Here is a 17889-nt window from a genome sequence, read left to right as displayed (position 1 = left end):
CGCCGGAGTCGGAGATTCCGGAGTTGAGAGAGCGTTGGATTCACGGGGCGTGGGCCTCGTTCCAAGGGCGCGCACTGACTGGAGGGTGTCCGCCCGGCCGCCCCACAGGACCGACAGTGTTCTTCGCCGCCTTTCGGGAGGTCACATGCACATCAGGGCATCGCGCACGGCCGGTCTGCTCGTCGGGCTGGTCCTGGCAGCCGTCGGCCTGGGAACCGTCACCGGTTGCGGCAGCGAGCAGGTGGCCGGCAGTCGGCAGGACGCCGTCGCCGACGCGAAGGCGCGGGCACAGCGTGCCCGAAAGGTCGCCGCGGCCTGGGACGGTTCGGCGGCGGCTGCCGCGTGGCGGGCGGGCTACCACCCCCTGGGTGACGTGATCCAGCTGCCGCGCGGGGGTCTCCGGAGCGAGGGCGAAAGGCGGGCCCTCCAGGGCCGCATGCTCGTCCTGCGGGGCGCGTTGCCCGGCACCGGGCCCGAGGACGGCCGGGTGACCTGGGCCGGAGGTGATTCGCTCACCCGGCCGCTCGTCGGGGCGAAGGAGTCCTACGAGTCCATGGCCGGCCCTCCCGCCCGCGGCAAGCCGCATCTCACGGTGACCGGGGCGAAGCCGGGTGAGATGACCGTGGCCACCAGCCGCGGGCCGGCGACCGTCCCGGCCTGGCTGTTCACCCTCGACGGCTATGACTCCCCCCTCAAGCGGGCCGCTGTCGTCCCGTCGAAACTCCCCGAGCCGCCGATCAGGCGGGCCCGCGGTGTCCCCGGCCTTCCGCTCCACGGGCTCTTCCGGACAACCCCGGACGGGCGGTCGGTGACCGTCGACGCGCTGCACGGTGCCTGCGACGACGGCGCGGTGGTGAGCGTGCTGGAAACCCGCGGCAGCGTGGTGCTGTGGTCCGCCGTCAGGAAGCGGGAGGACGTCGGCCTCTGCACTGACCAGGCGATATCGCAGCAGGTGACGGTGAAGCTGGACCGACCCGTGGGCGACCGCGTCCTGCTCGACTCGATCACCGGACGCCCGGTTCCCTACCGGCCGTTGCGCGGGCCCACGGCGAACTGGAGCTGAGCCGAACAACGGGGTGCGGCGGGCAGGCCGCAGGAGTCCGGACGGCGTCCCGCCCGCGGACGGTGTGCGGGGCAGGGCCTCCGCATCCCCGTCTCCCGCAGATCTACCGGCCGGCGCTCTCCCACAGCGCCAGCGCAAGGGCGACGCAGGATGTCACGGCTGCCAGCGACGGCAGTGGCCAGCGGGTGCGCTCCAGTGCCTCGAGACGCTTGTCGTGTTCCTCCAGCACCTTGTCCATCTGGTCGGCACGCTGGAGCAACAGGGCCAGGCTGCCGCGGGTCGTGGCGAAACCGACGTCGACCGAGCTGCGGAGCCTTTCCAGTTCCACCGCGACGCTCGCGCCGGTCTCCTCGTCCACCGTCATGCTCCCTCTCCTTCCGCAGTCACCACGGGGAGCTCCCGCCTGCAGCCAGGGCAGGACGTCCGACGCCCCTGGCACAGCTGCGGCTGTGGTGACCACGGGCATCCGATGCGCCGCAGGCGTGTGCCCGGGCCCTCCGATGGCGTCGATCAGGGCGATCGACGTCGGTGATGCCGTGCGTGGTGCTCTTCGTGTGCTGTCCTCGTGACTCTCCTTGTCCCGCCGCGCGGCGCGCTCGTGACGTGAGCACCGCCGAGGAGTCCGCCTTCGTCGTCCCGGCGATCCGATCGGTCCCGTTCCGGAGCGCGGCCAACTGCCGCCATCCGCAAGGTTGTTCATCATCCGCGTGGCAATCCACACTGGCATAATCCGAACAGGTGTTCAAATGATTTGGGTGGATGAGTCAAGCCCGCGGCGATGCCGGTCAGGAATCCGGTGCGAGAACGGTGGGCGCCACGCGGCGGCGCGGCAGACCGAGCTGGGCGGACAGCAGCCCGGCGGCGCCGATCAGGACCCACAGCGCCCAGGGGCCGAACGCGTACAGGGCGCCGCCGATGATCGGTCCGGTGCCCGTACCGATGGTGTAGGCGACGCCGTGCAACCCTTGGTAGCGGCCGACCATGTGCGGGGGAGCCAGACTCCCCACGTAGGCCTGGGAGATGGAGCTGTTCATCATCTCGCCGAACGTCCAGAGCAGCACCGTCGCCGCCAGCATCACCATGTCGGTGGCGAACCCGGTCAGTGCGAGACCGGCGCCGGTGATCAGGTTGCCGATGGCCAGGACGTACTCCGGCCGGTACCGGGAGACCGCGCCGGTGATGGGCAACTCGAGGGCCAGTACCAGCAGACCGTTGAGCCCGATGAGGAGACCGAAGTCGCGCTCGCTCAGACCCACGTGGCTGACGTGCAGGGGCAGGCCGACGGTGGACTGGATGTAGACGAACTCGGCGAACACGGTCATCAGCAGGAAGCGCACCAGGATGCGGTCGGCGAACACCTGCCGGTACCCCACCGCCCGGTCCGCCCGCGGATCCGCGTCGTCCCGGCCGGGCCGCGGCTTGGGCGCATCCCGCAACAGCGCCCCCACGACCACCCCGAACAGCAGGCACGCGACGGCGTTGCCCGTGAAGAGAAGCACGTAGGAGGTGCCGGCCAGTACACCGCCGATGACGCCGCCCAGCGCAGCGCCGATGTTCATCGCGAACCGGAACACCCCGAAGGCGGCCAGCCGGTGCTGGTCGGTCGCCGCCACGGAATCGACCAGCACCGCGGCCGCGGCCGGCCGGTAGATCTGCGACGTCACGCCGATGAGACCGACCACCGCGACGATGACCGGCAGCGCTTCGAGGAACGGCACGACCGCGGTCAGCCCGGAGGTGGTCACGGCGGACAGCACGATGGTCCATCGCCGGCCGATCCGGTCGGCGAGGTGACCGCCGACGGCGTTGCCGAACACCTTGCCCACCCCGGAGATGCCCAGCACCAGCCCCGCGGCTCCGGCGGAATGGCCGCGCTCGGTCAGGTAGAGCACGATGAACACGGGCAGGAAGTTGCCGACCTGGTTGACCAGGATGCCGAGACTGATGATCCACACCCGGACGGGCAGGCCGCGCAGTGCGTCGCGGAACCGCGGCTCGTCGTCGCTCGACCGGTCCGGCCCCTCGACGCCGGAACGCTCCGGCGGCGCGGTGCTCATGAGACGGGCTCGGTGCGCACGCGGATCGTCGAGGCCAACCGCCTGCTGTGGGCGATCGCTTCGGCGGCGTCGGCACCGCGGGCGATGACGTGGCCGGCCTTGTCCTCGTTCCAGGTCAGCGGTGGCACCACGTCACCCGGCCGCACCTCCAACCGGAGGTCGGCGCACGCCGGGTCCGCGCGCACCGCGTCGGCGCCGGTCACCTCCACGACCCGTCCGGGCTCGGGTGTCAGGAACCGGACGGCCGCTCCGCCCCGGGGCCCGGGCGACGACGTCAGCGGCTCCACCAGGCCGAACCGGGCGCCCAGCGCGTAGCGCTCCATGTCCACGCCGTAGACGAGCTCGGCCAGATCATTGATCCGGTCACCGCCGACGCGGTTGTGCGACTCGACGATCCGCGGGCCGCGCGACGTCAGCTTGACCTCGGTGTGCCCCGGACCGTTGCGCAGCCCCACCGCGTCGAGGAAGCCCGTCACCAACTGCTCGACCTCGCGCAGCGTCCCGGCCGGGCAGCCGCTGGGCTGCGCATGTCCGATCTCGACGAAACCGGGGCCGGCGCACTCCTTGTCGGTCACCGCGACGACCACATGCCGGCCGTCGAAGCTCAGGGTCTCCACGCTGATCTCCGGGCCGTCCAGGAACTCCTCCATGAGGAACTCCGCGAAGGAATCGGCGAAAGCCAGGTCCCCGACGGCCCACTGCCCGTCGTCGAGGGACCGGAACCGATCGGCGACGGTGTCCACGTCGGCCCGGTCACGGACGCGGAACACCCCCAGGCTGCCCGATTCGCGGACCGGCTTGACGACGATCGGGAGCCCGTTCGCATCGGCGAACTCCCGGACGTCCTGCGCGGAACGGCCGACCGCGGAGGCCACCGGGCTGATGCCCTTCGCGGTCAGATGCCTGCGCATCCGCCACTTGTCCAGCAGCAGTTCCACGGTGGCGACGGACTCGCCGCCGAGGCCGAGCGCCTCGTTGATCCGCGCCGCCGGCAGCAAGCCGAGCTCGAACAGCGACACGGCTGCCTGGAACGGGTACGCCTCGTGCAGCGCCCGGGCCAGTGGCAGGAGCCGGTCGACGTCGCCGTAGTCGAGCGGCAGCGCCTGATCGACGTGAGGCGCGTGGCCGCGGTCGTACGCGTCCGGGTACTGGACGTGAACCACGTCCAGCCCGAGCTCCCGGGCCTTGCGCACATGGGTGAGGCTGCCGCCGACGACCAGGACGCGAGGCCGTCCGGTGGCGACCGTCGAGGCCCGTCGGCCGGTGGATGCGACATCGTCGGACACGGTGATTCCCTCTCTCATGTTTCCTCCCGGCGGCGCACCGACCACGACCGGGCGTCCAAGGGGCGTCCGACAGTCGCACCAGGCCTTCGGCGCGGCTGCCGTCCGATCGGATGCGTCAGGCTAAGGCCGGTTCCGGACAATCCACTTCCGGTACAGAAGGCGACGCCTAATCTGCTCGTGTGCCGACCGATCTCAGCCCCACCGCACGGGCCCTGCGCACCATGGACATCCTCCGGACCCGACCCGGCGCGACCGCGGACGAGCTCGCCGCGTCGCTGGGTGTCACGGAGCGGGCCGCGCGCCGGTACATCGGGATCCTCCGGGAGGCGGGCATCCCGGTCGAGTCGACCCGGGGCCCGTACGGCGGGTACCGGCTGGGACGCGGAACGCGGCTGCCGCCGGTGGTCTTCACCGAACCCGAGGCACTGAGCCTGGTCATGGCAGCGCTCGACGACGCCGGCGAACTCGTGGGCAACGCGCTGAGCAAGGTCATCCGAGCGCTGCCGGAGAACGTCGGCCGGCAGGCGGCACGGCTGCGCGACCACGCCTCGGCTGCGCCCGACCCGTACTCGGTCAGGCCCGATCCGGACACCATCAGCGCCCTGGTCGCGGCGTCCGCGGACCGGCGGAGCGTGCGGGTGGCGTACCGGAGCGAGTCGGGGAGGGAGTCGGAGGGCGAGGTGGACCCCTGGGCGGTGGTCCTCCGCCACGGGCGCTGGTACCTCCTGTGCCACTCGCATCGCGCGGATGCGATCCGCACCTACCGGGTCGACCGGATCGGCACGGTCCACCGGACGACCCGCGCGTTCGACCCGCCCGACGACCTCGACCCGGTGGCGGTGCTGGAGGAGAACCTGGGCACGGGCTGGGAGTACCTCACCCGTGTGGTGTTCGACGCCCCTCTGCCCGAGGTGGCGCGGTGGATCACTCCCCCCATGGGACGACTGGAGGCGTCGGACGACGGGTGCGTGCTGGTCGGCAGCACGAGCAGTCCGGAGATGTACGCGCAGAAGTGGCTGGCGAGGATGCCGTTCGGGTTCCGGGTCGAGAGCGGCCCGGAACTCCGGGCGGCGGTGGCGGCCGTGGCGGCCCGCTTCACGGCGGCGGTGGAGCCCGCTCGGTGACCTCGTACGACGGCGGCGGCCATCGCCAAGTCCCGTTCCGGTGCTCCGCGAAAGGCCACCGGCAACGCAGCGCCCCCCAGGCCCGCGATGAACGCATGGCGCGTCCGGCCTGACTCGCCGGCGAACACGGCGATCGGCGTGTGGCCTTGGCCGACCCGCTCCTCGGGCCGGAAGATCCTGGCATGACCAGTAAGTTCACCGAGCTCGCGATCGACTGCGCCGATCCCCGCGGCCTTGCCCGGTTCTGGTGCTCGGTCCTCGACTACGAGGTGCGGGACGAGGACGAGGGCGACGGCATCGTCACCATCGGTTCCCCGCTGGTGCCCGAGGGCAGGGACCGCCTCGGCCCGGTGCCCCCGACGCTGACGTTCGCGCGCGTGCCCGAGGGCAAGACCGTCAAGAACCGGCTCCACATCGACGTGAACCCCACCGACCGGGAGCAGGAGGACGAGGTGCGTCGTCTGCTCGACCTGGGTGCCCGGCACGCCGACGTCGGCCAGGGCGACGACGAGAGCTGGGTCGTCCTCACCGACCCGGAGGGCAACGAGTTCTGCGTCCTCGCCGGCCGCTGCCTCTGACGGGGGGTCGCACACGGCACCGGAACCTGCTTCCGGTCGCCCGTCCCGCGCTCAGGCGAACGCGGTGCGGTCGTCCGGCTGCTCAGGCGGGGCGGGTCCGGACGACGGCGGGCCCCGGGCCGATGACTGTACGTCAACAGAGCTGTACCGGTGGCCTGTCGGGCCGTCATGGCCGCCGGTGGCGAATGAGCCGGGGCACGCCGACTCCACCGTTCCCGGAAGAGCCCCACGCCGGTGGTCGTATTCCCGGGGCATAACCGCCCGAAGATCTTGGGTCCGGAAGTGGGCCCCCGGGCCCATGTCGCCCGCACCCCCTCCCACCTAGCGTTTTTCCCGAGCGGAACGGACGACCGCTCGCGGCGCCGCACAGCAGCACGTGGCGCGAACGGCCACGACGGACGGACACACCATGGGATTCGGCAGCAGGGGAGCGTCCCGGTACGACCTCCCGGGCACCCGTTCCCGTCAGGACGAGAGCCGCAGCGCGTCCGTGTTCGCGCTGATGAAGTCGTGGGCGGCGGCGATCGTCGTCCTCGTCCTCGGGGGCTACCTCCAGGGGACGGTGCTGTTCGAGAACCTGGCCGGCCCGGAGCGGCTGGAGAGCTTCGGCTGGCGGCTGCTCCTGCTGCACCTCCCGGCCACCCTGTGGGCGGGGCTGGCGACGCTGGCCGCAGCCCGGCTGCACCGCGAACCGTTCCGGACGTCGTCGGCGCAGCACCTGCTGGCGGCGCTGGCCGTCCCGCTGGCCTCGCAGGTCGCGAACCTCGCGTACCTGTGGGGGAGCGTGGTCGCCGAGGGCATCTGGATGTCCAGCCTCGCGGTCCTCGTCGGCTGTGTTGCGGGCATGGCCGCCGACATGGCCCTCGACGCCCGCGACACCTGAGCCGCCCTGCCTGCCCCGGGGCGGACCACCCGGCCCAGGCAGGGCAACCATGAACGACCGGGGGTGGTTACGACCGAACAGGGGACGGCCGTAACCGCCCTCGGTGTCATCCGGCGGCACCTGCGGCTGACAACCCCCGCCGGGGACGGAGGAGTAGGCTCCCCGAAGGGAGGCGAACCATGATGAACGGCCCCGTTCTCGTCACCGGAGGCACCGGAACCCTCGGCCGCGCCGTCGTCCGGCAACTGCTCGCCGGCGGCCACGGCACCCGCATCCTCAGCCGCCGCCCGCGGCCCGCCGACGACGGCAGCCCCGGTGACGCGGAGTGGGTCACCGGCGACCTGAACACCGGCGAGGGCATCGACGCGGCCGTCACGGGCACCAGCGCGATCGTCCACTGCGCGAGCACCGGCAACCGCAAGGACGTGCAGATCACCCGCAACCTCAGCGACGCGGTCCTGCGCTCCGCCGGCCGCCCCCATCTCGTCCACATCTCGATCGTCGGCATCGACCGGGTGCCCTTCTTCTACTACCGGGCCAAGCTCGACACCGAACGACTCGTCGCGACTTCCGGCCTGCCCTGGTCCGTGCTGCGCACCACCCAGTTCCACGACCTCGTCGCCCTGCTCACCGACGCACAGCGCCGGCTGCCCGTCGCGCTCACGCTCGGCGGGGTGCGGTTCCAGCCGATCGACGTGGACGAGGTCGCCGCGCGGCTCGTCGCCCTCGCCACCGGGCCCGCCGTCGGCCGGGCCGACGACATGGGCGGCCCGCAGATCCGCGACGCCGCCCACTTCACCCGGGCGACTCTCCGGGCCTCCGGTCGTAGCCGCCGCGTAGTGCCGGTCCGGCCGCCCGGCAGGTTCTTCCGGGCCCTGCGCCTGGGCGGCAACCTGGTCCCGGACCGGGCCGTCGGCCGCACCACCTTCGAGGAATACCTCGCCCGGCGGGACGCCCCGGACACGTCGCGGTAGTGCTCTGCGGGCCGCTTCGTGACCTGGCGTCCGGGCCCGGAACCGGACATCGTGGGGAACTTGACATCCTCCCTTCCCTGAAGGGAGGGGATTCCTGGCTCAGGCTGCCTGTGGGAGCAGCGCTCCCGCAGGTCTTACGCCCTCGGCACCAGCCGGGTTGAGACCAGCCCGGACCAGCATCACGCGGGCGGAGTTCTTGTCCCGAGGGGATACGACTCCGCACGCGGTGCAGGTGTAGGTACGCTCCGAAAGAGGAAGTGCGTGCTTGGTTCTCGCACCGCACGCCGCGCAGTCCATGGTGGTGTGTGCGGGGTGCACGAGACGGATATCCCGTGCGTGCTTGCGGCCCATCTCGATCAGGGCCGTCTTGGTGGCACCGATCGCCGCGTCGGCCGCTTTGCGGGCCATGGTGGTCTTCGCGAGGAAGCGCGGCCGGAAGTCCTCCACTGCGATGGCGTCATGGTCACGGATCACGCGCTTGGCCCACTTGCGGGTGGTGTCCTGCCGTTGGCGGGCGACCTTCTTGTGCAGCTTCGCCGTCTGCCGCTTCGCTTCCCGGTAGCCCTTCGACCCGGGCCTGCCCTTGGGCGGCTTACGCCGGGCCATCATCCGCTGATAGCGGGCGAGTTTCTGCGCGGCGGTTCTGCCGTGCTGGGCGTGGGGGAAGTCGTACGCGTCACTCGTGGTGGTCGCGGTCTCCTTGACGCCCCAGTCCACGCCGAGGATGCGGCCCGTCGCGGGAAGCGGCTGGGTCTCGGTGGCGACGACGAAAGAGGCGTACCAGTGGCCGATGGAGTCCTGGTACACGCGTACCGAGGATGGTGCGGCCGGGAGTTCCCGCGAGCACACCACCGTCAACGCGATGCCGCCCGCGAGGTGCAGTCGGCCGTCCTTCAGCCGGAAGCCGCGAGTGGTGTGGTTGAGCGTGGGCAGCGCCTCGCGCTTCTTCTTCGGCCGGGGCATCCCGGACCGGCGCCGTATCGGAAGCCTGTCCTTGATGTCCTTCAGCGCCTTGGAGCGGGACTTGCCGTAGTCCCGGATGGTCTGCTGCTGCGGCACCGACGCGCCCTCACGCAGCCACGACATGGAATGACGGGCCTCGGTCAGCATCTTGTCGAGCTGTGCTGGGCCGCACGTCGCCTTCTCGGTGGCGCCCTTGTTCAGGCCGTGGTCCTTGCGGGACATGGCCACGCATTCGTTCCACACCCACCGGCACCGCGCCCACTCGGCGAGGAGGGCGGTGCGGGCGATCGACGACACGGGGAGCCGGTAGGTGTACCGGGCATGTCCGGTATCCCCATTCACCGCCGGTCGTGTCGACATGGTGTCATTCTACCACTGGTCGACCACTTGAAACCCACTACTCTGGGGTCATGGATGAAGAGAAGCGCATCACGCTCCGTCTGCCCGCCGACCTGCACGAGTGGCTGGCCGCTCAGGCCAGGTCCGCCCGCAGGTCCCTCAATTCCGAGATCGTCTACCGGCTGGAGGTCGAGCGCGACGCCGCCGCGGCCGACGCCGAATCCCCCTGACGGCAATTCGGCTTTCCCTGCCCTGCTTCGCAGGAGTCCGATCCCTCCCCGGCCTGAAGGCCGGGGCACCCTCGGAGATTCCAGGTGAAGCCCAGATGCTCCTGCAGCGCCGCCGCCTGCTCGGGCGTGGCGAGGACCAGGACGGTGTCGTAGCCGGCGTACTGCTTGCGCTCGAAGTCGACTTCGCACCACGAGCGTGGGTCGTCCGCATCCGCGGTCCCGTCGATGGCCTCGCACGCGGCCTGGTGGTCGAAGTAGTCGTCGGCGAAGTGCTCGGCGCTGATGGAGACGGGCTTGCCGTTCCGCCGGAACTCCAGGGTGTCGAAACGTCCGTTCTCGAGCTCGCCGTCGCCCTCGACGAGCCGCACGTCGGTGATGGTGACGCGGTCGCCGGCCACCGCGAGGGCGTCCGTCAGCAGGGCCGCGTAGTCCTCGTGAATCGAATCGATGTCGTCGGCGTGGACCGAGACCGCCACCCCGAACTCCTCCAGGGCACAGGCCGCCTCGTACTGGTCCACCTCCTCGTCCGCGTAGTTCTCCGCCTCTTTCAGGACGCTGCGCACCTTCTCCTCGGAGACCATGCCGATCTCCTGGAGGACCCTGCCCACGCGCCGGTAGGTCATCGCTTGTGTGTTCGACATGAGGGGGATCCTGTCAGGCGAGATGGCTGCCCACTGCCGGTTCGCACAATGATCGCGACATGCAACCCACCTGTCTGCCGGACAAGTTGACGGTGGCGCATGATGACCGGCCCCGCCCCGGGGCCGCTCAGCCCTCTCCGGCCGCCTCCACCCGCACCCGGCGCCGTCGGACGCCGTGGGGGAACGTGAAGCCCAGATGCTCCTGCAGCGCCGCCGCCTGCTCGGGCGTGGCGAGGACCAGGACGGTGTCGCCGCCGGCGTACTGCTTGCGCTCGAAGCCGACTTCGCACCATGAGCGGGGGTCGTCCTCGTCTGCCGTCGCGAGGACGGCCTGGCACGCGGTCTCGAGACTGAAGTGGTCGTCGGCGAAGTGCTCGGCGCTGATGGAGACGGGCTTGCCGTTCCGCCGGAACTCCAGGGTGTCGAAACGTCCGTTCGCGAGTTCCCCCTCGCCCTCGACGAGTCGCACGTCGGTGATGGTGACGCGGTCGCCGGCCACCGCGGTGGCGTCCGTCAGCAGGTCCGCGTAGGCGTAGTGAATCGAGTCGATGCCGTCGGCGTGGACCGAGACCGCTGCCCCGAACTCCTCCAGGGCGTCGGCCGCCTCGTGGTGCTCCATCTCCTCGTCAGCGAACTCCTCTGCCTCCTTCAGGACGCTGCGCACCTTCTCCTCGGAGACCATGCCGATCTCCTGGAGGACCATGCCCACGCGCCGGTAGGTCATCGCTTGTGTGTTCGACATGAGGGGAATCCTGCCAGGCGGGGTGGCTGCCCGCTGCCGGTTCGCGCAAGAGAGCGGGATGTGCAACTCCCCTGTATCGCAGTGCTGTTGACGGTGGCGCATGATGCCCGGCCCCGCCCCGGGGCCGCTCAGCCCTCTCCGGCCGGCTCCACCTGCACCCGCACCCCGGGCCGGATCCCCCAGCCGTCCATCGCGCCCGCCGCCGACTCCAGGACGTGGCGGGAACGGACCCGCGGCAGACCGAGACGTCCCGGCCGCATGGTGCGCACCGCGATGACCTCGAAGTGCCGGTCCAGATAGGCGACATCGATCGGGAACCGCATCCGGAAGGTGTGCACACTGCCCGCGGGCGTCAGCATCAGGACGCCCTCGACACCGTCCCGTCCGAGGAGCCCGCGGGTGCGTGCCCGGTACGACGCGGCGACCTCCACCGGCACCCGCTCCGCGGCACCCGCCCCCTCGACGTGCAACCGCGCCCTGCCGTCCCGCCACCGGCCCATGCCTGCCCCCTCGATCGGCTCTGCCGGTGTTGTACCAGAGGGACGGCCGCCCTCCCATGGCCATGGCCCGGACCGCTCCGGCGTGCGGCCCCCGGAAGCCCCGGCCCCGCGGCGGGGCCCGGCCCGACGTCACGGACCCGCCGACGACTCGGATCCGCCGGTGGCGCGCATCCGTGGCCGGCGGGGCGGCGGACAGGCGGAGGCCGGGCTGCAGGAACGCGGCCGCGCCGCCACTGGGTCCACAGGCCCATGCAGGGCCGCCCGGGCGCCCGTAGAGTCGCCCCGTGCAGATGATGCTGAGCCTGTTCGCCGCCGGATACGGCGTTGTCGCAGGGCTGTTGGTATCCCGCCCCGCGTACCGGCTCGCCGTCCCCGCCGACGAACCGTGGCGCACGGCCTGTCCCGCCGGACATCCGCTGACCGGCCCCGCTCGCGGTTGGCTCGGCCCCGCACGGTGCGCCCCGTGCGGGGGCCGGGCGCCCGCCACGTCCGCAGCGTCCGGCGAGTCCGGTCCCGCTGCATCCGCCGCAGCGGCGTCCGGTGAGGCCGCGGTCTCCGTGCCCGTCACCGACCCTGCCGCAGACCGCGCCGGGCAGACGACGGACGGTCCCGCCACGGCATCGGAGCCCCGCGCTCCGGCATCGACCGCGCCCGAAGACCTCCCGGGAGCCGAGGACCCCGACCAGCGCTCCGGCCCCGAAGGCCCCACCGGTCCGGCGACCGCCCATGCCGGCGCCCATCGCCCACGGGGCCGGTACGGGCCGCGCACCGTCGCCGTATCGCTGGTCACCGGCGCCGGCTGCGCCGTGATCGCCGCTGCCGTCGGCCCGCGGCCGGAACTCGCCGTGTGGCTGCTCCTGACCCCCGTCGCCGTCCTCCTGGCCCTCGTCGACCGGGCGGTGCACCGGCTGCCGGACGTACTGACCCTGCCGCTCGCCGGGGCCGCCGCCGTCCTGCTGGGGCTCGCCGACCTGTTGCCGGGGAACGCCGGCTCCTGGCCCGGCGCCCTCCTCGGCGGGGCGGCCCTCGGCGCCGTCTATGTCCTGCTCTTCGTGATCAACCCGAACGGCATGGGTTTCGGCGACGTCAAGCTGGCGCTCGCCGTGGGCCTGGCCCTCGGCTGGTACGGATGGCCGGTGCTGATCGCCGGGGCTTTCGCCGGATTCGTGGCAGGTGCCGGGTACGGCCTGGGCCTGATGCTGCTGCGACGCGCCGGGCGGAAGACGGCGATGCCGTTCGGTCCCTTCATGATTTTCGGCGCATTCCTCGGCGTGCTCCTGGGTGGCCCAGGACCGCTCTGAGCAGCGGAAATCCCATCGGCGGAGGGGTTTTGTCTGACGGTGTTCCGTCAAACGCGTCAGCATCATGCACAACGTCACCCCCGTCGACGCGTGAAGCACGGCCTGAGACCGGTTATGGTGGAAACCCCCCCTCGGGCCGGTCCGTATCCCCCCCACGGACCGGCCCGTTTTCCTTCCCCGGGGACTACGCCGCTCCGCGGCCCCCGGACGGAAGGATCACCGGCGGGCCCAGATGTTCACGCCATCGGTGCTGACCGCGAACGAGTCGATCTCCGCGAGTTCCTCGTCGGTGAGCGCCGGGGCGCCCAGCGCCGCCACGTTCGCCTCCAGCTGCCCGACGCTCGACGCGCCGATCAGCGCCGACGTCATCCGCTCGTCCCGCAGCACCCAGCACAGCGCCAGCTGCGCCAGCGACTGCCCGCGCCGTGCGGCGATATCGTTCAGCCCGCGCAGCCGCCGCACGACGTCCTCGGTCAGCAGCCCCGGGTCGAGGGACTTGCCCTGGGTGGCCCGCGAGCCCTCCGGGATCCCGTCGAGGTACTTGTCCGTCAGCATTCCCTGCGCCAGCGGCGCGAAGGAGATGCACCCCATGCCCGCCACCTCCAGGGTGTCCAGCAGCCGGTCGTCCTCCGTCCACCGGTTGATCATGGAGTAGGACGGCTGGTGGATCAGCGGCCGGACGCCCATCTCCCCCAGGATGCGCGCGGCTTCGGAGGTCTGCTGGGCGTTGTAGGAGGAGACGCCCACGTACAGGGCCTTGCCCTGCTGCACGGCGGACGCCAGCGCGCCCATGGTCTCCTCGAGCGGGGTGTCCGGGTCGAACCGGTGCGAGTAGAAGATGTCGACGTAGTCGACGCCCATCCGCTTCAGCGAGGCGTCGAGCGACGACAACAGGTACTTGCGCGAGCCCCACTCGCCGTACGGGCCGGGGTGCATGTCGTAGCCGGCCTTCGTGGACAGGACCATTTCGTCCCGGTAGGGGCGGAAGTCCTGCGCGAAGATCCTGCCGAAGTTGAGCTCGGCGGAACCGGGCGGCGGACCGTAGTTGTTGGCCAGGTCGAAGTGCGTCACGCCGAGGTCGAACGCACGGCGCAGGATGGCCCGTTGGGACTCGAGTGTGCGGTCGTCGCCGAAGTTGTGCCAGAGGCCGAGCGAGACGGCGGGGAGCTTGAGGCCGCTGCGGCCGCTGCGGCGGTACTCCATGGAGTCGTAGCGGCCGCCGGCTGCGCGATAAGGGGAGGTGTTCGTCACGCCCACCTCCCTATCACGGGTCCCGAGGCGTCCGGTTGGTCGCCCGACCAGCGCGCGCAGTAGGGTGAATGCTTCGGGGACGCCGTGGCACGGAGGGTTGGAAGGACTCGATGCAGCAATCTTTCGGGGTGCGCCGCCCTTACCCCCGGGCGCTCCGTGACCTGGTCGTACGTCTCTACGCGCGCCGTGTCGAAGGCCGGCTCGACCACACCCAGGTGCCCAAGCACATCGGCGTCATCCTCGACGGGAACCGGCGCTGGGCGCGGGCCTCCGGCGGCACCACCGAGCAGGGGCACCAGGCGGGTGCCGAGAAGATCCGGGAGATGCTCGGCTGGTGCGAGGAGACCGACGTCGAGGTGGTCACCCTGTGGCTGCTGTCGACCGACAACCTCGACCGTCCCGAAGCGGAGCTGGTCCCCCTCCTCGGCATCATCGAGGACGCGGTGCGCGACCTCGCCTCGGACGGACGCTGGCGGGTGCACCACGTGGGCAACGCCGACCTGCTGCCCGCCCGCACCCAGACCGTCCTCAAGGAGGCCGAGGAGACCACGGCCGGGGCCGGCGGTCTGCTCGTCAACGTCGCGGTCGGCTACGGCGGGCGCCAGGAGATCGCCGACGCCGTGCGGTCCCTGCTCTCCCAGCACGCCGAGCGCGGCACCTCGATCCAGGAGATCGCCGAGTCCCTGGACGTCGAGCACATTGCCGAGCACCTGTACACCCGGGGCCAGCCCGACCCGGACCTGGTGATCCGAACGAGTGGTGAGCAGCGGCTGTCCGGGTTCATGCTCTGGCAGAGCGCGCACTCCGAGTACTACTTCTGCGAGGTCTTCTGGCCCGCCTTCCGGAAGGTCGACTTCCTCCGGGCGCTACGCGACTACGCCGCCCGCCACCGGCGCTACGGGGCCTGAGGCCACCGCCGTCGCCGCGGTCCCGGCGGGGTGCCGGGCCGTCCGGTCCGGCACCCCGCACGGGTGAATCCTCCGTGGGCGCCGGGCCAACTCCGTGCCGACGCGGTGCGAAATCCGCGGAGTACCGGTGCAGGACACGTACGGCTTTCGTGTGGGCCTGCCGCGCCTTTACCCCCTGGTCGCAGGCGCCCTCGGACCCGCCGTTCCGGCCGTGTTGCCTCCTGATGACCCGCCCGCAGCCCCGTTGAGGCCGGTTTGTCCCGGCATGGCCGCGCGTCATCTCGGGAATACCTCTGACACATCGGCGCCCGACCGCGGGCGCCGGGTGACAGCGGGCGGCACCGGGTCGTCCGCCCGGGAGGTCCCTTGCGCACGGACGACCCCGCGTTCGCGGGGATGACGTGGAGGGCCGGCCTCCGGTCCTCGCAGCGGACCGGAACCGGTCCCTTCTCCCGCGACGCAGTCGCATTCCGACCTCATGCGAGGGGGTTCGTCCCATCGTGGTGACCCATGTGAAGCGCCGCTCAGGCGGCCGGCGCACCTATGTCGTCGACACCAGCGTCCTGCTGGCCGACCCGTCGGCCATGGTCCGCTTCGACGAGCACGAAGTCGTGCTGCCCGTCGTCGTGGTGACGGAGCTGGAGGCCAAGAGACACCACCCCGAGCTCGGCTACTTCGCCCGCCAGGCGCTGCGCCTGCTCGACGAGTACCGGGTGAAGTACGGAAGGCTGGACGCCCCCATCCCGACCGGTGAGCTCGGCGGGACGCTCCGGGTCGAACTCAACCACTCCGACCCCGGCATACTCCCCCCTTCCTTCCTCGGGCACGGAGGAGGGATGGGCGACAACGACGCCCGGATCCTCGCGGTCGCACGCAACCTCCAGGCCGAGGGGTACGACGTCACCGTGGTCTCCAAGGACCTGCCGCTGCGCATCAAGGCGTCCTCGGTCGGCCTGCTCGCCGAGGAGTACCGGGCCGAGCTCGCCATCACGGACACCGGATGGACCGGTATGTCCGAACTGTCCATGAGCGCGGAGCAGGTGGACGAACTGTTCTCGGTGGAGAGCGTGTACCTCCCGGAGATGCCGGAACTGCCGGTGCACACCGGGCTCGTCCTCCAGTCGGACCGGGGAAAGGCGCTGGGCCGCGTCACCGCCGACGGCCGGATCCGGCTGGTCCGGGGTGATCGCGAGGCGTTCGGCATCCACGGGCGCAGCGCCGAGCAGCGCATCGCCCTCGACCTCCTGCTGGACCCGGACGTGGGCATCGTCTCGATGGGCGGCCGGGCCGGAACCGGCAAGTCCGCCCTCGCGCTGTGCGCCGGCCTCGAGGCCGTCCTGGAGCGTGGCCAGCACCGCAAGGTGATGGTTTTCCGGCCGCTGTACGCCGTCGGCGGGCAGGAGCTGGGCTATCTCCCCGGCTCCGAGGCCGAGAAGATGAACCCCTGGGCGCAGGCGGTGTTCGACACCTTGTCCGCGGTCGCCTCGGCCGACGTGATCGAGGAGGTCGTCGGACGCGGCATGCTGGAGGTCCTGCCGCTCACCCACATCCGCGGCCGCTCGCTGCACGACGCGTTCGTGATCGTCGACGAGGCGCAGTCCCTCGAGCGCAACGTGCTTCTGACCGTTCTGTCCAGGATCGGGGCGAACTCCCGCGTGGTGCTCACCCATGACGTGGCGCAGCGCGACAACCTGCGCGTCGGCCGCTACGACGGGGTGGTCGCCGTTGTCGAGAAGCTCAAGGGTCACCCGCTCTTCGCGCACGTGACCCTCAACCGCTCCGAGCGGTCGCCGATTGCGGCACTGGTGACCGAAATGCTGGAGGAAGGCCATATCTGAGCCTTTGTGAAAGCCGATCGACGATTGCGGCCGCTTCGACCGAAGAGTTGAGGACGCCGCGCGGAGGAAGCCAACGAGCTTAGCCGCGCGGCGTCTTGGCGCGCCTGCATTTCCGAAAACGCAAGGGACTAAACGGGATGTGACCTTTCCCACCCCCCGGGGAATTGCCTGGACGCATCGTCCTCCGGCAGGGTGTGGTTCCTGTCAGGCCCCGCGTACGGCATCACCATCCCGCGTCACCACCCCTACGGGTGCTTCTCGGACCCCGTCCGGGAGTGGCACGGACACAACAGAACAGCGTTCGCCGTACGCCGCCCGAGCACACGCCGAACTCCCCAGGGAGGGACGCACCGGGTCAGTGCCTCCCGTGACCAGCCGGGCCCCACGAGCACAACGGGGCACGGAACAAGGGGAGGACCGCGCCAGGGGCACGATTGCGTCCGCGAGGTCACACAAGCGGACGACGCTGGAAGGAAAACCCGAGTGAGCCGGATCTCGGTCCGCGGTTTCGCCGTGGCATCCGCCACCGCGGTCACCACCGTCGGAGCGGTAGTCGGTGTTGCCTCGGGCAGCACGCAGCAGGGCTCGGCCGATGTCGAGGCCACCGCCGCCGACGCCACGCTCCTCGCCGACATATCCGCTGGGAACCAGGCACAGGCGCAGACCCTCACGCGTCAGATCGACGCGCAGTCCTCCGAGGCCGACGCCGCGGCGAAGAAGTCCGCCATGGAAGCCGCCCGGAAGCAGGCGGCCCAGGACGCCGCCGCCAAGAAGGAAGCCGCCGAGAAGGCCGCCAAGGAGCGCGCGGAAGCCGAGGAGGCCGCGAGCCGTTCGGCCCGCGACGCCGCCGACTTCGCGGTCAAGAGCTCCTACACCGTCGCGCAGGTCCAGGCGATGGCCCGGCAGATGATGCCGACCGACCAGTTCCAGTGCTTCAGCAACATCGTGTCGCGCGAGAGCGGCTGGAACTATCAGGCGACGAACGCCTCCTCCGGCGCATACGGCCTGGTCCAGGCCCTCCCCGGCTCCAAGATGGCCACCGCGGGCGCCGACTGGCGCACCAACCCGGCCACCCAGATCAAGTGGGGCCTCAACTACATGAACAGCCGGTACGACAGCCCCTGCGGCGCCTGGTCGTTCTGGCAGGCAAACCACTGGTACTGATCCCGGACGCGCCCCGGCGCGGTCCCCGGGCCCCAGCGGCCGGTCCC

General features: G+C 71.2%; 18 protein-coding genes. 10 read left to right on the top strand and 8 right to left on the bottom strand.

Annotated features, from left to right (window positions below; genetic code table 11):
- Window positions 1-145 precede the first annotated feature (145 nt).
- Entirely contained in the window at window positions 146-1063 is a 918-nt protein-coding gene (locus M1E25_RS02825) for a hypothetical protein (RefSeq protein WP_251408911.1), read from the top strand.
- 103 nt (window positions 1064-1166) lie between these two features.
- Here M1E25_RS02825 and M1E25_RS02820 read toward each other — a convergent pair whose 3' ends face one another.
- The 3 genes from M1E25_RS02820 to M1E25_RS02810 form a co-directional block, all read right to left on the bottom strand.
- Window positions 1167-1427, bottom strand: a complete 261-nt coding sequence (locus tag M1E25_RS02820; protein WP_251408908.1) for a hypothetical protein — start codon at window positions 1425-1427, stop codon at window positions 1167-1169.
- A gap of 421 nt (window positions 1428-1848) precedes the next feature.
- Window positions 1849-3120 carry an MFS transporter gene (locus M1E25_RS02815; protein WP_251408904.1) on the bottom strand — a complete coding sequence of 424 codons (1272 nt, stop codon included), beginning with the start codon at window positions 3118-3120 and terminating at the stop codon, window positions 1849-1851.
- Window positions 3117-4424 carry an ATP-grasp domain-containing protein gene (locus M1E25_RS02810; RefSeq protein ID WP_251408901.1) on the bottom strand — a complete coding sequence of 436 codons (1308 nt, stop codon included), beginning with the start codon at window positions 4422-4424 and terminating at the stop codon, window positions 3117-3119. Before M1E25_RS02810 ends, M1E25_RS02815 begins: the two co-directional genes overlap by 4 nt.
- 161 nt (window positions 4425-4585) lie before the next feature.
- Here M1E25_RS02810 and M1E25_RS02805 point away from each other — a divergent pair, with 161 nt between their 5' ends.
- The 4 genes from M1E25_RS02805 to M1E25_RS02790 all read left to right on the top strand — a co-directional run bounded on the left by M1E25_RS02805 (window position 4586) and on the right by M1E25_RS02790 (window position 7965).
- Window positions 4586-5530, top strand: coding sequence for a helix-turn-helix transcriptional regulator (locus tag M1E25_RS02805; protein ID WP_251408898.1), 945 nt, complete (start codon window positions 4586-4588; stop codon window positions 5528-5530).
- Window positions 5531-5712: 182 nt separating this feature from the next.
- On the top strand, window positions 5713-6108 hold the full coding sequence (locus tag M1E25_RS02800; RefSeq protein ID WP_251408896.1) for a VOC family protein: 396 nt from the start codon (window positions 5713-5715) through the stop codon (window positions 6106-6108).
- A gap of 409 nt (window positions 6109-6517) precedes the next feature.
- Window positions 6518-6991, top strand: a complete 474-nt coding sequence (locus M1E25_RS02795; protein ID WP_251408893.1) for a hypothetical protein — start codon at window positions 6518-6520, stop codon at window positions 6989-6991.
- 179 nt (window positions 6992-7170) lie between these two features.
- Window positions 7171-7965 (top strand): SDR family oxidoreductase, encoded by a 795-nt coding sequence (locus tag M1E25_RS02790; RefSeq protein WP_308290380.1) that lies wholly within the window; start codon window positions 7171-7173, stop codon window positions 7963-7965.
- 99 nt (window positions 7966-8064) lie between these two features.
- Here the strand turns inward: M1E25_RS02790 and M1E25_RS02785 are convergent, their stop codons facing one another.
- On the bottom strand, window positions 8065-9288 hold the full coding sequence (locus M1E25_RS02785; RefSeq protein WP_251408889.1) for an RNA-guided endonuclease InsQ/TnpB family protein: 1224 nt from the start codon (window positions 9286-9288) through the stop codon (window positions 8065-8067).
- A 50-nt stretch (window positions 9289-9338) separates the two neighbouring features.
- On the opposite strand from M1E25_RS02785, the gene M1E25_RS02780 reads away from it, so the two are divergent.
- The gene (locus M1E25_RS02780) at window positions 9339-9497 is read left to right on the top strand and encodes an Arc family DNA-binding protein (protein WP_251408886.1); all 159 of its coding nucleotides are present in this window, start codon (window positions 9339-9341) and stop codon (window positions 9495-9497) included.
- Here the strand turns inward: M1E25_RS02780 and M1E25_RS02775 are convergent.
- The 3 genes from M1E25_RS02775 to M1E25_RS02765 form a co-directional block, all read right to left on the bottom strand.
- Window positions 9443-10138: a hypothetical protein gene (locus M1E25_RS02775; protein WP_251408883.1), complete on the bottom strand. Its 696-nt coding sequence runs from the start codon at window positions 10136-10138 to the stop codon at window positions 9443-9445. The genes M1E25_RS02780 and M1E25_RS02775 overlap by 55 nt on opposite strands.
- 127 nt (window positions 10139-10265) lie before the next feature.
- Window positions 10266-10880, bottom strand: coding sequence for a hypothetical protein (locus M1E25_RS02770; RefSeq protein ID WP_251408880.1), 615 nt, complete (start codon window positions 10878-10880; stop codon window positions 10266-10268).
- 128 nt (window positions 10881-11008) lie between these two features.
- Entirely contained in the window at window positions 11009-11380 is a 372-nt protein-coding gene (locus M1E25_RS02765; protein WP_251408877.1) for a DUF192 domain-containing protein, read from the bottom strand.
- Between the two features lie 290 nt (window positions 11381-11670).
- On the opposite strand from M1E25_RS02765, the gene M1E25_RS02760 reads away from it, so the two are divergent.
- The gene (locus M1E25_RS02760; protein ID WP_251409059.1) at window positions 11671-12681 is read left to right on the top strand and encodes a prepilin peptidase; all 1011 of its coding nucleotides are present in this window, start codon (window positions 11671-11673) and stop codon (window positions 12679-12681) included.
- Between the two features lie 216 nt (window positions 12682-12897).
- Here M1E25_RS02760 and mgrA read toward each other — a convergent pair whose 3' ends face one another.
- Entirely contained in the window at window positions 12898-13932 is a 1035-nt protein-coding gene (gene mgrA / locus M1E25_RS02755; RefSeq protein ID WP_308290379.1) for an L-glyceraldehyde 3-phosphate reductase, read from the bottom strand.
- 110 nt (window positions 13933-14042) lie between these two features.
- Between mgrA and M1E25_RS02750 the strand changes: the two genes are divergently transcribed.
- The 3 genes from M1E25_RS02750 to M1E25_RS02740 all read left to right on the top strand — a co-directional run bounded on the left by M1E25_RS02750 (window position 14043) and on the right by M1E25_RS02740 (window position 17842).
- Window positions 14043-14840: an isoprenyl transferase gene (locus M1E25_RS02750; protein WP_251408874.1), complete on the top strand. Its 798-nt coding sequence runs from the start codon at window positions 14043-14045 to the stop codon at window positions 14838-14840.
- A gap of 500 nt (window positions 14841-15340) precedes the next feature.
- Window positions 15341-16678: an RNA 5'-3' helicase PhoH2 gene (phoH2, locus tag M1E25_RS02745; RefSeq protein ID WP_251408871.1), complete on the top strand. Its 1338-nt coding sequence runs from the start codon at window positions 15341-15343 to the stop codon at window positions 16676-16678.
- A 483-nt stretch (window positions 16679-17161) separates the two neighbouring features.
- A complete protein-coding gene (locus tag M1E25_RS02740) occupies window positions 17162-17842 on the top strand; it encodes an aggregation-promoting factor C-terminal-like domain-containing protein (RefSeq protein ID WP_251408869.1) in 681 nt (226 codons plus the stop codon).
- Window positions 17843-17889: the final 47 nt, after the last annotated feature.

The sequence above is a fragment of the Streptomyces meridianus genome, from assembly GCF_023703325.1.
Taxonomy (GTDB): Bacteria; Actinomycetota; Actinomycetes; order Streptomycetales; family Streptomycetaceae; genus Streptomyces; species Streptomyces meridianus.
This window is presented reverse-complemented; position numbering and strand designations above follow the sequence as displayed.

Coding starts and splice junctions, on each gene's coding strand:
- M1E25_RS02775 (WP_251408883.1), bottom strand. CDS start 10,138: ATGTCGAACACACAAGCGATGACCTACCGGCGCGTGGGCAGGGTCCTC.
- M1E25_RS02750 (WP_251408874.1), top strand. CDS start 14,043: ATGCAGCAATCTTTCGGGGTGCGCCGCCCTTACCCCCGGGCGCTCCGT.
- M1E25_RS02810 (WP_251408901.1), bottom strand. CDS start 4,424: ATGAGAGAGGGAATCACCGTGTCCGACGATGTCGCATCCACCGGCCGA.
- M1E25_RS02780 (WP_251408886.1), top strand. CDS start 9,339: ATGGATGAAGAGAAGCGCATCACGCTCCGTCTGCCCGCCGACCTGCAC.
- M1E25_RS02785 (WP_251408889.1), bottom strand. CDS start 9,288: ATGTCGACACGACCGGCGGTGAATGGGGATACCGGACATGCCCGGTAC.
- M1E25_RS02825 (WP_251408911.1), top strand. CDS start 146: ATGCACATCAGGGCATCGCGCACGGCCGGTCTGCTCGTCGGGCTGGTC.
- M1E25_RS02770 (WP_251408880.1), bottom strand. CDS start 10,880: ATGTCGAACACACAAGCGATGACCTACCGGCGCGTGGGCATGGTCCTC.
- M1E25_RS02765 (WP_251408877.1), bottom strand. CDS start 11,380: ATGGGCCGGTGGCGGGACGGCAGGGCGCGGTTGCACGTCGAGGGGGCG.
- M1E25_RS02815 (WP_251408904.1), bottom strand. CDS start 3,120: ATGAGCACCGCGCCGCCGGAGCGTTCCGGCGTCGAGGGGCCGGACCGG.
- M1E25_RS02820 (WP_251408908.1), bottom strand. CDS start 1,427: ATGACGGTGGACGAGGAGACCGGCGCGAGCGTCGCGGTGGAACTGGAA.
- M1E25_RS02795 (WP_251408893.1), top strand. CDS start 6,518: ATGGGATTCGGCAGCAGGGGAGCGTCCCGGTACGACCTCCCGGGCACC.
- M1E25_RS02790 (WP_308290380.1), top strand. CDS start 7,171: ATGATGAACGGCCCCGTTCTCGTCACCGGAGGCACCGGAACCCTCGGC.
- M1E25_RS02760 (WP_251409059.1), top strand. CDS start 11,671: ATGATGCTGAGCCTGTTCGCCGCCGGATACGGCGTTGTCGCAGGGCTG.
- M1E25_RS02800 (WP_251408896.1), top strand. CDS start 5,713: ATGACCAGTAAGTTCACCGAGCTCGCGATCGACTGCGCCGATCCCCGC.